The organism is Streptomyces sp. NPDC048106, assembly GCF_040706415.1.
GTDB lineage: Bacteria > Actinomycetota > Actinomycetes > Streptomycetales > Streptomycetaceae > Streptomyces.
In genome coordinates this window covers 151,289-165,060 of the sequence record NZ_JBEZND010000015.1, presented here as the reverse complement: position 1 = coordinate 165,060, position 13,772 = coordinate 151,289, and the positions used below count along the sequence as shown (strand labels likewise).

Annotated in this window: 15 protein-coding genes; 12 read left to right on the top strand and 3 right to left on the bottom strand. The window is 72.7% G+C overall.

Features of this window, described 5'->3' with window-relative positions:
• Positions 1-143: 143 nt before the first annotated feature.
• Complete coding sequence (locus AB0927_RS18060; RefSeq protein ID WP_366668588.1) at positions 144-614, bottom strand: RDD family protein; 471 nt, start codon at positions 612-614, stop codon at positions 144-146.
• A 210-nt stretch (positions 615-824) separates the two neighbouring features.
• On the opposite strand from AB0927_RS18060, the gene glnA reads away from it, so the two are divergent.
• Positions 825-2,234, top strand: a complete 1,410-nt coding sequence (gene glnA / locus AB0927_RS18055; protein ID WP_366668587.1) for a type I glutamate--ammonia ligase — start codon at positions 825-827, stop codon at positions 2,232-2,234.
• Positions 2,235-2,307: 73 nt separating this feature from the next.
• On the opposite strand, the gene AB0927_RS18050 is transcribed toward glnA, so the two are convergent.
• Entirely contained in the window at positions 2,308-2,568 is a 261-nt protein-coding gene (locus AB0927_RS18050) for a hypothetical protein (protein WP_366668586.1), read from the bottom strand.
• Positions 2,569-2,914: 346 nt separating this feature from the next.
• Here AB0927_RS18050 and AB0927_RS18045 point away from each other — a divergent pair, with 346 nt between their 5' ends.
• The 3 genes from AB0927_RS18045 to AB0927_RS18035 all read left to right on the top strand — a co-directional run bounded on the left by AB0927_RS18045 (position 2,915) and on the right by AB0927_RS18035 (position 4,844).
• Complete coding sequence (locus AB0927_RS18045) at positions 2,915-3,172, top strand: hypothetical protein (RefSeq protein WP_366668585.1); 258 nt, start codon at positions 2,915-2,917, stop codon at positions 3,170-3,172.
• 116 nt (positions 3,173-3,288) lie between these two features.
• Positions 3,289-4,215: a zinc metalloprotease HtpX gene (gene htpX, locus AB0927_RS18040; RefSeq protein ID WP_366668584.1), complete on the top strand. Its 927-nt coding sequence runs from the start codon at positions 3,289-3,291 to the stop codon at positions 4,213-4,215.
• Positions 4,216-4,259: 44 nt separating this feature from the next.
• Positions 4,260-4,844: a hypothetical protein gene (locus AB0927_RS18035; protein WP_366668583.1), complete on the top strand. Its 585-nt coding sequence runs from the start codon at positions 4,260-4,262 to the stop codon at positions 4,842-4,844.
• 63 nt (positions 4,845-4,907) lie between these two features.
• Here AB0927_RS18035 and AB0927_RS18030 read toward each other — a convergent pair whose 3' ends face one another.
• Entirely contained in the window at positions 4,908-5,222 is a 315-nt protein-coding gene (locus AB0927_RS18030; protein ID WP_366668582.1) for a hypothetical protein, read from the bottom strand.
• 164 nt (positions 5,223-5,386) lie between these two features.
• Here AB0927_RS18030 and AB0927_RS18025 point away from each other — a divergent pair, with 164 nt between their 5' ends.
• The 8 genes from AB0927_RS18025 (at position 5,387) to AB0927_RS17990 (ending at position 13,756) form a co-directional block, all read left to right on the top strand.
• Positions 5,387-5,761: an arsenate reductase family protein gene (locus AB0927_RS18025; protein WP_366668581.1), complete on the top strand. Its 375-nt coding sequence runs from the start codon at positions 5,387-5,389 to the stop codon at positions 5,759-5,761.
• Between the two features lie 208 nt (positions 5,762-5,969).
• Positions 5,970-7,001 carry a glutamine synthetase gene (gene glnII, locus AB0927_RS18020; RefSeq protein ID WP_366668580.1) on the top strand — a complete coding sequence of 344 codons (1,032 nt, stop codon included), beginning with the start codon at positions 5,970-5,972 and terminating at the stop codon, positions 6,999-7,001.
• A 485-nt stretch (positions 7,002-7,486) separates the two neighbouring features.
• Complete coding sequence (locus AB0927_RS18015; RefSeq protein WP_366668578.1) at positions 7,487-8,158, top strand: winged helix-turn-helix domain-containing protein; 672 nt, start codon at positions 7,487-7,489, stop codon at positions 8,156-8,158.
• A 65-nt stretch (positions 8,159-8,223) separates the two neighbouring features.
• On the top strand, positions 8,224-9,267 hold the full coding sequence (locus AB0927_RS18010; RefSeq protein WP_366668576.1) for an NAD-dependent epimerase/dehydratase family protein: 1,044 nt from the start codon (positions 8,224-8,226) through the stop codon (positions 9,265-9,267).
• A gap of 31 nt (positions 9,268-9,298) precedes the next feature.
• The gene (locus AB0927_RS18005; RefSeq protein ID WP_366668575.1) at positions 9,299-10,558 is read left to right on the top strand and encodes a sensor domain-containing protein; all 1,260 of its coding nucleotides are present in this window, start codon (positions 9,299-9,301) and stop codon (positions 10,556-10,558) included.
• Complete coding sequence (locus tag AB0927_RS18000; RefSeq protein WP_366668574.1) at positions 10,543-11,199, top strand: response regulator transcription factor; 657 nt, start codon at positions 10,543-10,545, stop codon at positions 11,197-11,199. The genes AB0927_RS18005 and AB0927_RS18000 overlap by 16 nt, the downstream gene beginning before the upstream one ends.
• A 49-nt stretch (positions 11,200-11,248) precedes the next feature.
• On the top strand, positions 11,249-11,755 hold the full coding sequence (locus AB0927_RS17995; protein WP_366668573.1) for a tetratricopeptide repeat protein: 507 nt from the start codon (positions 11,249-11,251) through the stop codon (positions 11,753-11,755).
• 72 nt (positions 11,756-11,827) lie between these two features.
• Positions 11,828-13,756 (top strand): hypothetical protein, encoded by a 1,929-nt coding sequence (locus tag AB0927_RS17990; protein WP_366668572.1) that lies wholly within the window; start codon positions 11,828-11,830, stop codon positions 13,754-13,756.
• Positions 13,757-13,772: the final 16 nt, after the last annotated feature.

Sequence of the window (13,772 nt, the reverse complement as noted above, 5' to 3'; positions counted from 1 at the left end):
CTTGCTCGTGCGCCTGAGAGTGTTGCGCGTCACACCTGGTGCTGTGAAGGGATCTGCATCGATTGGACAGGCGTGCGGTGCTTGTCCCGGCCCCCTCGTCGTACTCCTCGTCCCCTGTAGCCCCTAGGGGCGAACCGGAAGGGTCAGACGCGGACCTCGACCGTCTTGGCCAGCCGGTCGTGCAGGCCGCGGCCGTCGCGGTCCCAGACCAGGGCGGGGATGGCGACGCACAGCAGGACGGTGCGCACCAGCGAGCGCAGCGGGCTGACGGTGCCGGTCTCCAGGGCCACGACCCGGATGCCGAAGAGGCGCTTGCCCGGGGTGAAGCCGAGGGTGCCGACCGTCAGGACGCTCATGACGAAGAAGACTCCGAGCGCCCAGTTGCCGGTGGCGCCCTGCTGGTAGCCGTGCGTGAGCAGGCTGTATGCGATCAGCAGGCTCAGCGCCCAGTCGACCGCGATGGCCCCGAGCCGCCTGCCCTGCCGGGCCAGGGAGTTCGGGCCCTCCTCGGGGAGTCCCAGCTTCTCGCCGCGGTAACCGAAGTCCGCGCCGGCGTCTTCCATGGCCGCGCGGGGGCCGGAGAGCCACGATCCGATTGCCTGCCTGTTGTCCACCCGACCACGGTACTGCGTCCCCAAATGACCGGGGGACGCCGGGGTGTCCCGGGGCTACGGTGGAGGAGTGGCCGGTTAACTTCTGCGAAACAAACGGGTCACGCCGGAGAAATCACCCGTCCCTAGGGTCAGGACCAGCGTGTGCCACCGCACTGGCCGCACGAACGATCTACCGCCCCGGCGAGGACGGTCGGGAGTAGGAGGAGCTGGATGTTCCAGAACGCCGACGAGGCCAAGAAGTTCATCGCGGACGAGGACGTCAAGTTCATCGACGTCCGGTTCTGCGACCTGCCGGGCATCATGCAGCACTTCACCCTGCCCGCCGAGGCGTTCGACCCGGACGCCGAGCAGGCCTTCGACGGATCGTCGATCCGCGGTTTCCAGGCCATCCACGAGTCCGACATGGCGCTGCGCGCGGACCTGTCCACGGCCCGGATCGACCCGTTCCGCCGGGACAAGACGCTCAACGTCAACTTCTTCATCCACGACCCGATCACGGGCGAGCAGTACTCCCGTGACCCGCGCAACGTGGCCCGCAAGGCCGAGGCCTACCTCGCGTCGACCGGCATCGCGGACACCGCGTTCTTCGGTCCCGAGGCCGAGTTCTACGTCTTCGACTCGGTGCGCTTCCAGACCAGCGCGAACGAGTCGTTCTACCACATCGACTCCGAGGCGGGCGCCTGGAACACCGGCGCGCTGGAGAACAACCGCGGCTACAAGGTCCGCTACAAGGGCGGCTACTTCCCGGTCTCGCCCGTCGACCACTTCGCCGACCTGCGCGCCGAGATCTCCCTGGAGCTGGAGAAGTCCGGCCTGAAGGTGGAGCGCCAGCACCACGAGGTGGGCACGGCCGGCCAGGCGGAGATCAACTACAAGTTCAACACGCTGCTCGCCGCCGCCGACGACCTCCAGCTCTTCAAGTACATCGTGAAGAACGTGGCCTGGCGCAACGGCAAGACCGCGACCTTCATGCCGAAGCCGATCTTCGGCGACAACGGCTCGGGCATGCATGTCCACCAGTCGCTGTGGAACAACGGCGACCCGCTGTTCTACGACGAGGCGGGCTACGCGGGCCTGTCGGACACCGCCCGCTACTACATCGGCGGCATCCTCAAGCACGCCCCGTCGCTGCTGGCCTTCACCAACCCGACGGTGAACTCGTACCACCGCCTGGTGCCGGGCTTCGAGGCGCCGATCAACCTGGTGTACTCGCAGCGCAACCGCTCCGCCGCGATGCGCATCCCGATCACCGGCTCCAACCCGAAGGCCAAGCGCGTCGAGTTCCGCGCGCCCGACTCCTCCGGCAACCCGTACCTCGCCTTCTCGGCCCTTCTCCTCGCGGGCCTGGACGGCATCAAGAACAAGATCGAGCCGGCCGAGCCGATCGACAAGGACCTCTACGAGCTGGCTCCCGAGGAGCACGCGAACGTCGCCCAGGTCCCGACCTCCCTCGGCGCCGTCCTCGACGCCCTGGAGGCCGACCACGAGTTCCTGCTCCAGGGCGACGTCTTCACGTCCGACCTGATCGAGACCTGGATCGACCTCAAGCGCACCCAGGAGATCGCCCCCCTCCAGCTGCGCCCGCACCCGCACGAGTTCGAGCTCTACTTCGACGTGTGACAGACGGACCCCCACACGCACCGGGGCCGCCTCCCGCATCGGGAGGCGGCCCCGGCCGTGTCCGGTGAAGGGGTCAGGGCACCACGACCACCACCACGGGCGTGTTGAAGCGGTTGAAGCCGTTGTTGAAGCCGAAGAAGCCGCCCCGGTCGAAGCCGCGGTTGAAGCCCCGGTTGAAGCCGAAGCAGTCGCGGCCGTAGCAGCCGCGGTTGGTGGTGAGGTGGCTCTGGGTGCTCGCCGACGCGGTGCCGGCGGTGGCGACGGTGGCCCCGCCCGCCAGCAGAACGCCGACGGCGGACACCGCGGCGAGTCGCCTCGCGCGCTGTGCGTTCATCGAACTGCCCTCCTTCCATTCCCCCGGTCCGTCTCGGGCACCGGAAGATGGCCGCGCCCGCCCGGTCGGCGGGACACGGTCGTGGGTGTTGCCGCCCGGATTCAGGAAGCAGGGCTGACGTTCCCCTGATCGGCGGGGATGGCGCTCGTCCGGCGCACCCTGCGGCGCGGCTCTGCTGAAAATGCTAGCGGCCGGACCACCACCCGGCATCCGGACGCGAACCGGGCCCGAACGGGCAGCTCAGAGGCCCTGTGCAACCTTTCGCACCGCTCAGGCTTCCTATTTTCCGGGAGCTCGCGGGATCATGCTCCCCGCATCTGCCCGGACGAGAGAGGTTGAACGGGGAATGTCTGAACAGGACGACTGGGAGCGGGAGTTCGATCATGGCTGGGCGAACTCCGCCCAGCACAAGGAGCCGTCCGCCCGCGCCCGGATGCTCGCCGCCCGCTGGAAGGAGAACCCCCCGGAGCCGGCGCCCTTCCGCGCCGACCCGGAGCCCGCGGGGCGAAACCGTTCGTCCTGGGTGCCCACCACGGTGGTCCTCGGCTGCGTGGCCGCGGTGATCGTGCTGCTGGGGTACGCTCGAATACGGAACGGTTACTGACCGGTCACGGAAAGTCGCCGGTCGGGTGAGCGGGCCTTCCGGCCCCCTCGCCACACCGTGCCGCAGGTGCACACTGGACAGCGGGACGAAGGTGCCTGACTGCGGGGTGATGCAAGATGCAGAGCCGCTTTAGGAGCGACCGGCGACTGACCGTGCGGATGACGGTCACCATGTTCCTGCTGGGACTGCTGTACGTGGTCTTCATCGCCGCGCTGCTCGTGCTGCTGAAGTCCTGGCTGCTGGTCGTGGTCCTGATGGGCGCGATGTTCGTGGCCCAGTTCTGGTTCTCCGACCGGATCGCCATGTTCGCCATGCACGGGCGGGTCGTGGAGCGCGAGGAGTATCCCGAGCTGCACGCGGTGGTGGACCGGCTGTGCGCCATCGCGGACATGCCGAAGCCGACGGTCGCCGTGTCCGAGATGGACATGCCGAACGCCTTCGCGACCGGGCGCAACCCCGATCACGCCGTGGTCTGTGTGACCGCCGGGCTGCTGCGCCGCCTGGAGCCCGCCGAGCTGGAGGGCGTGCTCGCGCACGAGCTGTCCCATGTGGCGCACAAGGACGTCGCCGTGATCACCATCGCCTCCTTCCTCGGCGTGATCGCGGGCCTGATCGTGCGCTTCGCCTTCTACTCGCAGATCTTCGGCGGGGGCCGCAGGGACCAGAACACCGCCGTCGTCTTCGCGGGCGTGATGGGCGTCTCGGCGGCCGTCTACGCGATCAGTTTCCTGCTGATCCGGGCGCTGTCGCGGTACCGGGAGCTGGCGGCCGACCGCGCCGCCGCGCATCTGACCGGCCGCCCCTCGGCGCTGGCCTCGGCGCTCACCAAGGTCACCGGGGACATCGCCCGGATCCCGACCAAGGACCTGCGCACCGCCCAGGCCTTCAACGCCTTCTACTTCACCCCGGCGACCGGCAAGGAGCCGGGCATCGAGCGGTTCTTCTCCACCCACCCGACCCTGGGGCAGCGGCTGGACCAGCTGGGCCGGATCTCGGCGGAGCTGGGCGAGACGACCGTACCGGGGGAGGCCGACCGGGCATGAGCGGACCGAAGGACCGGACACCACGGCGGAAGGCGGGCTGAGCGTTGGGGCTGCTGGACATCCTGCTGGGGCGCACCAAGCCCGTCGCCCCCGATCTCGATCAGCTCTTCGCGCTGCCCTCGGCCGCCATCACGCTCCAGGCGGCGATCGGCTTCACCCCGACCGGTCAGGGCGCGGTGTGCTTCGCCACCGTGGAGGGCGCCGCCTTCGAGCAGACCCACCGGGAGGTGCAGGCGCTGCTGGACGCGGACGCGGAGCGCGCCGGGTCGCCGGTGGAGCCGCACCGGGACGACTACGGCTACTCGTGGCTGGTCTCGCGCCGCGCCCCCGACCAGCTGCCGCAGCTCGTCAACGACCTGCACGCGGTGAACAGCTCCCTGGAGGCCAACGGCTTCGGCCCGCAGCTCCTGTGCTCGCTGGCCGGCTTCACCGACGGCGCGGGCCGGGGGCTCGCGCTCGTCTACCTCTACAAACGGGGCACCTTCTACCCCTTCGCCCCGCTGCCCGGTGGCGGTGAGCGCCGGGACAACGCGCTGGAGCTCCAGGTGAGGTCCGTACTCGCCGGTGACCTGCGGATCGAGCAGGACCTGGCCCGCTGGTTCCCGGTGTGGGGCGCCCCCGGCCTGTGAACCTTCCGGCCGGGGGCGGGTAACGGCGGCCCGGAGTCCGGGCGGGTCCGGCGCCGCGATGGATCAGCGGTTGTAGCGCATGAACGCCCGCACCATGCGGCACGTGGTGTCGGACGGCGGGCGCATGCCGATCTTCTCGGCGGTGCTCCGGATGGTGTCGTCGCGCGCCTGGTCCGGCAGGTAGACGCCGGAGTCGAGCAGGGCGATGGCCAGGCGCATGGCCTTCAGGCGCCGGTTGTGCGTGACGTACCACTCCCGGGGCCGGCCGGCCGGCAGGGGCCGCTTCGTGGCGGGCTGGTACGGCGAGTCGAAGAGCACGGGGTGCTTGGCGGTGGACTGGGTCGGCGACGGCTTCGGCTTCAGAGCGGCAGCGGGCACGGGCGTCCTCCTGACGCGGTCAGGGCACCGGCCGGCGAGCCCGGCGGCACCCTCGAACACTGCTTCTATTCTACGGCCGACCACTGACAAAAGCCCCTGGCCACAAGGGCTTTCGAGGCCCTCGGGGCGGGGGTGGCGGACGAGTTCTCGCGTACCGTTGGGGCATGGAGATCTGGATCAATCCGGCCTGTTCGAAGTGCCGCAGCGCGATCAGCACGCTCGACGCCGAGGGTGTCGGGTACACCGTGCGGCGCTATCTGGAGGACGTGCCGAGCGAGGACGAGATCAGGGCCGTGCTCGGGCGGCTGGGCCTGGAGCCGTGGGACATCACGCGGACCCAGGAGGCGGTCGCGAAGGAGCTGGGGCTCAAGGAGTGGGCGCGGGACGAGGGTTCCCGGGAGCGGTGGATCAGGGCGCTGGCCGAGCACCCGAAGCTGATCCAGCGGCCCATCATCACGGCGGACGACGGCACCACGCTGGTGGCGCGGACGGAGGAGGCGGTGCGGGAGGCGATCGCCCACGGCCGGTCCTCGTCCTGACGGGCCGGGCCGGCAGGTGGTGGGTGGCACCCTCCCCCTGCCGGCCCCCTAGGTGATCCTGGACACAAAACCCCCAGGTAACACGGGGTTCACATAAGAGCAATGGCCGGGAAACGGCCTGTTGGCAGCCTTCGGGGCAGATCGAGGCGGCGCCCGGCGCCGCGGCACCCGCAAGTGCGCCCGAACCACCCGAAGGATGTGTCCCTCCGTGACCTTCAAGGCCGAGTACATCTGGATCGACGGCACCGCGCCGACGGCCAAGCTCCGTTCCAAGACGAAGATCATCGCGGGCGCTCCGGCCGGTCTCGACGCGCTGCCGCTGTGGGGCTTCGACGGCTCCTCCACCAACCAGGCCGAGGGCCACGCCTCGGACCGCGTGCTCAAGCCCGTCTTCACCTGCCCGGACCCGATCCGCGGCGGCGACGACGTGCTGGTGCTGTGCGAGGTCCTGAACACGGACCTGACGCCGCACGCCTCCAACACCCGCGCCGAACTGGCCGAGGTCGCCGAGCGGTTCGCCGCGCAGGAGCCGATCTTCGGCATCGAGCAGGAGTACACCTTCTTCGACGGCAGCCGCCCGCTGGGCTTCCCCGAGGGCGGCTACCCGGCCCCCCAGGGCGGCTACTACTGCGGTGTCGGCGCCGACGAGATCTTCGGCCGTGACGTCGTCGAGGCGCACCTCGACAACTGCCTGAAGGCCGGTCTCGGCATCTCCGGCATCAACGCCGAGGTCATGCCGGGCCAGTGGGAGTTCCAGGTCGGCCCGCTCGCCCCGCTGGAGGTCTCCGACCAGCTGTGGGTGGCCCGCTGGCTGCTGTACCGCACCGCCGAGGACTTCGACATCTCCGCGACCCTCGACCCCAAGCCGGTCAAGGGCGACTGGAACGGCGCGGGCGCGCACACCAACTTCTCGACCAAGGCGATGCGCGAGGGCTACGACGCGATCATCACCGCCTGTGAGTCGCTGGGCGAGGGCTCCAAGCCGCTGGACCACGTCAAGAACTACGGCGCCGGCATCGACGACCGGCTGACCGGTCTGCACGAGACCGCCCGCTGGGACCAGTTCAGCTACGGCGTCTCCGACCGCGGTGCCTCGGTCCGCATCCCGTGGCAGGTCGAGCAGGACGGCAAGGGCTACATCGAGGACCGCCGCCCGAACGCCAACGTCGACCCCTACGTGGTGACCCGCCTGATGGTGGACACCTGCTGCACGGCGCTGGAGAAGGCCGGACAGGTCTGATCCGCCCCGAAACCCTGACAGGGGCGCCCGCCACGAAGGCGGGCGCCCCTGTCGCATGCCCCGCCCCCTCCTCGGCGTCCGAATGATGAGACAGCGGTGCGACTCGCCGTGGCTTCGCCAAACCCCTGATCAGGGCCTTGACCCCGGCTCCGGCACCCCGCGCGACGCCGACTTCGCGCCAATGACACGTCCAACTCGTGAGAGGAGTCTCGTGCCCGGCACCTGCCTCTGCTTCAATGGGCGCATGGCCAGCTTCCAGAGGATCACCGCGACGGGTCGCCATGACCTTGAGCCCTTCTGGCCCTCCCGTCAGCACCACGACTTCGACCGGGTGTGTTGTCGCGCGATATCCGCGCGGGCCCTCTGAAGCCGTAACCCCCGGCCTTAGGCCAGCGCGGAACGACGTACGTCCCCGGCGCGCCCGACCACGAATCGCGGCCGTCGCCCTCTTTGACGAACCTCTCGCGCGAAAGAGCTGACCTCTCATGGCGACCACTCGTTCCGTCTCCCCCGCGTCCTCCGTCTCCTCCGCCTCCCCCGTCTCTCCGGTCTCTCCGGTTCCCGCCGCGTCCGCCCGGACCGCCCCCGCCCGGCACCGGCTGCGGGCCGTCGACCGGGACGAGGTGGTCGATGTCGCGGACTTCCTGCCGCCGGGCGCCACTTGGCTGCCGGCCCCGCAGCACACCCTGCCCGTCCTGCCCGGACGGCCCCCGATGGTCGGCTACCTGGTGCTGGTACCGGCGGACCAGCAGCCGCCGTTCCTGCCGGTCACGCTGCCGGACCGGACGAACCAGCCGGACCAGGCGCACCGGCCGGACCAGGCGGAGCAGGCGGACCGGACGGCCCCTTCCGGCCGGGCCCCCGAGCCGCTGGTGCGGATCGACCCCGTGCGGCGCACCGCCTTCGTCGGCGGCCGTGAACTCGACCTGACCTACCTGGAGTTCGAGCTGCTCGCCCATCTGGTGGCCCACCCGCACCGGGTGCACACCCGCGATCAGCTCGTCACCACGGTGTGGGGGTACGGCCATGTCGGCGACGGCCGCACCGTGGACGTCCACGTCGCCCGGCTGCGCCGCAAGCTGGGCGCCGAGCACCGCCGGACCATCCAGACCGTGCGCCGCGTCGGCTACAAGTACATTCCGCCGACCGGACGTTGACCCGCCGCTTCCGCCCTCGGCGGAGTCCCGTGCCGCCCGCCCCCGGGCCGGGCAGGCTGCCCGGTATGAGACTTCTGGTGCTGGGCGGAACGGAGTTCGTGGGGCGGGCCGTGGCCGAGGCGGCCCTCGAACGCGGCTGGGAGGTGACCGTCTTCAACCGCGGACGGCACGAACCACCGGCCGGGGCAAGGGCGTTGACCGGCGACCGCACGGCCGTGGGCGGGCTCGCCGCGCTCGCCGAGGGCGAGTGGGACGCGGTGGTGGACACCTGGTCGGCGGCCCCGCGGGCGGTGCGGGAGACGGCCCGGCTGCTGCGCGGCCGGGCCGGGCGGTACGCGTACGTCTCCAGCCGGTCGGTGTACGCCTGGCCCGCGCCGGCCGGGGGCCGTGAGGACGCCCCGCTGGTCGAGGGCGCGGCGGCGGACGCCGGTCCCACCGAGTACGCCCTGGACAAGCGGGGCGGCGAGCTGGCCGCGCGGGAGTCCTTCGGCGCCGACCGCTCGCTGCTGGTGCGGGCGGGGCTGATCCTCGGGCCGTACGAGAACGTCGGCCGGCTGCCCTGGTGGCTGGCCCGGATCGCCCGCGGGGGCCCGGTCCTCGCGCCGGGCCCGCGCGACCTGCCCCTCCAGTACATCGACGCCCGCGACCTCGCGAACTGGCTTCTCGGCGCCCTGGAACAGGAGTTGAGCGGCCCGTACGACCTGGTGAGCCCGCCGGGGCACACCACCATGGGCGCGCTGCTGGCGGCGTGCGTGGCGGCCACCGGCGCGGACGCCGAACTGTGCTGGGCCGACCCGGAGTCGGTCCTGGGCGCCGGGATCGAGCCGTGGACCGAGCTGCCGGTGTGGGTGCCGCCGGGCGGCGAGATGTACGACGCGCTCCACCGCTCCGACGTGTCACGGGCGTCGGCCACCGGCCTGACGTGCCGCCCGGTGACGGAGACCGTCGCGGACACCTGGCGGTGGCTGGCCGGGATCGGCGGCACCGCGCCCCGGCGCCCCGACCGCCCCGCCCTGGGCGTCGCCCCGGAGGTGGAGGCGAAGGTGCTGGCCGCGCTGCGGGAGGGTGTACCTGGCACCACCCCCGAAGAGGGGGCCTCGGGCCAGTGACCCGTGCCCGGGGACCGGCGAGACTCACCGTATGAACAGCGAAAACAAGAACGGCCGGGCCCGCGGCGCCCTGCTGGCCGCCGTGCGGGGGCTGGTGCTGGCCCTGGTCACGCTGCCCTTCGGCATCGTGTTCCTGGTGCTGGTCCCGCTGTCCCTCGCCTTCATCCCGCTCGGCATCGGCCTGCTGACGACTCCGGCCGTGCTGACGGGCGTCCGGGCGCTGGCGGACGTGCGCCGGCGGCTGGCGCACGAGTGGTGCGGGGTGCGGATCCGGGCGGTGTACCGGCCGATCCCGCGCGGCACCAACCCGTGGACCCGCACCTTCACGATGCTGGGCGACCCCCAGACCTGGCGGGACGTGCGCTGGCTGCCGGTGGACGTCACGGCGGGGTTCGTCACCGCCCTGCTCCCGGCCGTGCTGCTGTTCTACCCCGTCGAGGGGCTGATGCTGCCGGCCGGGCTGTGGCGGGCGTACACCCGGGGCGACACCTACTGGTACGCGTTCGTCCCGGTCACCGGGCAGGCCAGCGCCTTCGGCGCGGGGGCCCTCGCCCTCGCGCTCCTCGCCGTCGCCCTGCGCTACACCCCGGCGATGCTGAGCGCGCACTTCCGGCTCACCGGGGCCGTGCTGGACAACGGCGAGGGCGAACTCGCCGAGCGGGTGCGGGTGCTGACCGAGACGCGGCGGGACGCGGTGGACACCTCCGCCGCCGAACTGCGCCGCATCGAGCGGGACCTGCACGACGGCGCCCAGGCCCGCCTCGTCGCCATGGGCATGGACCTCGGCACCATCGAGATGCTGCTCGACAAGGACCCGGCGCGGGCCCGGCAGCTGCTGGCGCAGGCCCGCCGCAACTCCGTGGACGCCCTGGAGGAGCTGCGCGACCTGGTCCGCGGCATCCATCCGCCGGTCCTCGCCGAACGCGGACTCGGCGACGCCGTACGGGCGCTGGCGCTGCGGCTGCCGCTGCCCGCCGAGGTCACGGTGGAACTGCCGGGCCGGCCCGACGCGCCGGTGGAGTCGGCCGCCTACTTCGCGGTCAGCGAGGTGCTCACCAACGCGGCCAAGCACGCGGGCGCCGACCGGATCTGGGTCGACCTGCACCACACCGACGGCCGGCTGCGGATCACGGTCACCGACAACGGCGGGGGCGGCGCGGCCGTCGGCGCCGGCTCGGGGCTCGCCGGGGTGGAGAAGCGGCTCGGTACATTCGACGGCGTCCTGGCCGTCAGCAGCCCCGCGGGCGGCCCCACCATGGTGACCATGGAGCTGCCGTGCGTGTTGTCCTAGCCGAAGACCTCTTCCTGCTGCGCGACGGGCTGGTCCGGCTGCTGGAGGCGTACGGCTTCGAGATCGCGGCCGCCGTCGAGTCCGGACCCGAACTGACGCGGGCGCTGGCCGAGTCGGACCCGGACGTGGCGGTGGTCGACGTACGGCTGCCGCCCACGCACACCGACGAGGGCCTCCAGTGCGCCCTGGCCGCCCGGCGGGCGCGGCCGGGGCTGCCGGTGCTGGTCCTCTCGCAGCACGTGGAGCAGTTGTACGCGCGTGAGCTGCTCGCGGACGGGGACGGCGGGATCGGGTACCTGCTCAAGGACCGGGTGTTCGACGCGGACCAGTTCGTGGACGCCGTACGCCGGGTCGCGGCGGGCGGTACGGCGATGGACCCGCAGGTCATCCAGCAGTTGCTGGCCCGCGGTTCGGCCGCCGACCGGCCGCTCGGCAGGCTCACGCCGCGCGAGCGGGAGGTGCTGGAGCTGATGGCCCAGGGCCGGTCGAACGCGGGCATCGCCGCGCACCTGGTGGTCACCGAGCGGGCGGTGGCCAAGCACACCTCCAACATCTTCGGCAAGCTCGGCCTGGAGGTGTCCGACGACGACAACCGGCGCGTGCTCGCGGTCCTGGCGTATCTCGACGGCGGGCACCGCTGAGACCTCGAATCCGGTGGCCCGGGGGGCACGTGTGTGCGAGGGTGACGCGGTGAACCAGGACTGGGAAGACCGGGTGGCCGCCGCGTGGGCCGCCTTCGCCCGCGACGAGTATCCGGAGGAGCGCGCCGAGGAGTTCCGCGCGCTGATCGACGGCCTCGTGGCCGAACTGCCCGACGGCAGCCCGCTGGCCCCCTTCGAGCGGGCCTGCGCCTTCGACTCGACCGGGCACTCGGACCGTGCGGTGCCGCTGTACCGGGAGGCGCTGGCGCGCGGCCTCGACGGCTACCGGGGGCGGCGGACCAGGATCCAGCTTGCGAGCTCCCTGCGCAACATCGGCCGGCCGGCGGAGGGCGTCGAGCTCCTCACGCCCGAACTGGACGGTCCGAGCGACGAGTTGGACGACGCCGTGCGCGCCTGTCTGGCGCTGTGCCTGTCCAGCCTGGGCCGTGACCGCGAGGGCCTGTCCCTGGTGATCGAGGCCCTGGCCGCCCATCTGCCGCGCTACCAGCGGTCGATGGCGAACTACGCGCGGGCCCTGGTCGGTCCGGAGGTCTGAGCCGCCCCGGTCCGAAGGCCTGGACGCGTCGCTTGACGGTGACCAACCAAGGGCTCGCTCGTTCTCCTGTACGTGCAGTCACAGGATGTAGCCCCCCGTCACGCACCCGCCGCCGGACCGGCCACCGTCGAGCGGGCCGAGGCCTCGCTCGTGGAGCACTACGCACGGCTGGCCCGGCTCGCCTATCTGGTGCTGCCGCCGCGCCTCGGCCGCGGGCGCCGGGTGCTGACCGCACACGCGCTCACCCAGCGCGCCCTGCCCCGGGGCCGCGAGCTGACCGGCCGGGTCCCGGCCCAGCACTCGGTCCGCGGCACCGCCCGCCGGGACCCCGCGGACCCGGCGGCCCGCGAGTACGACGCCGGCTACGTCTTCCTCCGCGAGCGCGTCCTGCACGCCGCCCTGACCGCCGAACACCCCCGCTGGACCCTGCCCCCGCTGCTCCCCCGCGTCTGGGGCCTGCGCCTGCTGCCGCGTTCGGGCGGCGGTGACGAACTCGCCCTGGAACAGCGGCTGTCGCTGCTGCCCGCACCGGCCCGCGCCGCCTATGTGCTGCGCGGTCTGGACCGGCTGGCCGACCAGGAGATCCGCAACCTCCTCATGGCCACCGGGGTGGACGACCCGGCCGGCGCCCTGGCGATGGCGAACAGCGTGCCCACGCAGCCGGGCCTGCTCTCCTCCCCCGAGTTCGACCCCTGCGCCCTCCAGGCCCGGCCCACCGATCTGCTGCGCCGCCGCCGGCACACCAGGGCCGCCCTCGCGGCCGCGGCCGTCCTCGCGGTGTGCGGGGCGCTGCTCGCGCTGCCGCGCTCCGGCTGGGGCCCGGACGGCGCCGCCGCCCCCGTCTACGCCGGGAACCCGGCCGCCCGGGCCGCCCTCGACCCGGCCAGGCTGACCCGGGTCTCCCCCACCGCCTGGCGCTCCGCGGCCCGCACCGACTTCTCGGCCTGGCCCACGCGCGGCCCGCTCACCGGCGACAAGGAGCTGCTGCGCCGCGCGCTCGCCGTCTGGGCCCGGCCCGGACACCACGTCCAGGTCGCGGCCACCCCCGGCACCCAGACCGGCGGCCCCGCGGGCCCGCCCCAACTGCTGTACGCGGGCCAGGTCGACGCCGCCCGGGTGGTGCTCCTCTACGACGGCCTGCGCATCGCCCGCTACGCCGAGCCGGCCCACGGCACCGAGGGCGCCGCCATGGACCTCGCCCGCGTGGACGGGGCGACCGACGCCGAGGCGAGCGCCCTGGTCCTCGGCCGCGCGGACGGCAACGTGCAGTACCTGCTGGCCCCCTGGGTGAAGACGGCGGCCAGCCGCGACCTGATGACACCGGACGCCCCGCCCACCGCGCTCACGGTCACCGACGGCGTCACCGCGCCGCTGGCCAGCCCCGCCCTGAAGGACGGCCACTGCGCCTCCTGGACCGTGCTCCAGTTGTCCGACGACTCCGGCACCCGGCTCTCCACCGACCTCGGCGAGCTGGTCCCGGCCCACCTCACCGCGGGCCGCCCCGACGCGGCCGACGAGGCCGACGGGCCCGAAGGACGCCGGGCGTGGGCGCCGTTCGCCTGCTCGCTGGCCACCGAGCGCTCCTCGGGCGTGCGCAGCGTCAACGCCTGGGACTACGCGCAGCAGCCGCTGCCCGACGGCAGCGGGACCGGCCAGTGGGCGTGCACCCGGGCCGAGACCTGGCGCGGCGGCGGCACCACCACGCTGGCCCAGTTCCACCTCCCCGACGCCCGGCACGGAGCGGTCACCGCGCGCGGCACCGACACACGGGCGTGCGGTCCGCGCGATCCGCATGTGCTCTCCGGGGTGCTGTGGAAGTCCCGGGGCGGACACTGGTACCTGCTGGCCGCGGGCTCCCCCGACACGGTGGCAATCCACGCGAGCGCCGGGATCACCGCGTCGGCGCCTGGCTCGCTGCTGGTCTCCAAGGCCGCCAAGGGCGCGCGGGCCCATCTGAAGGGCACCCTGGCGGGCGGACGGACGATCGACGGGCTGCGCTGAGGCCCGCGGGCGGACG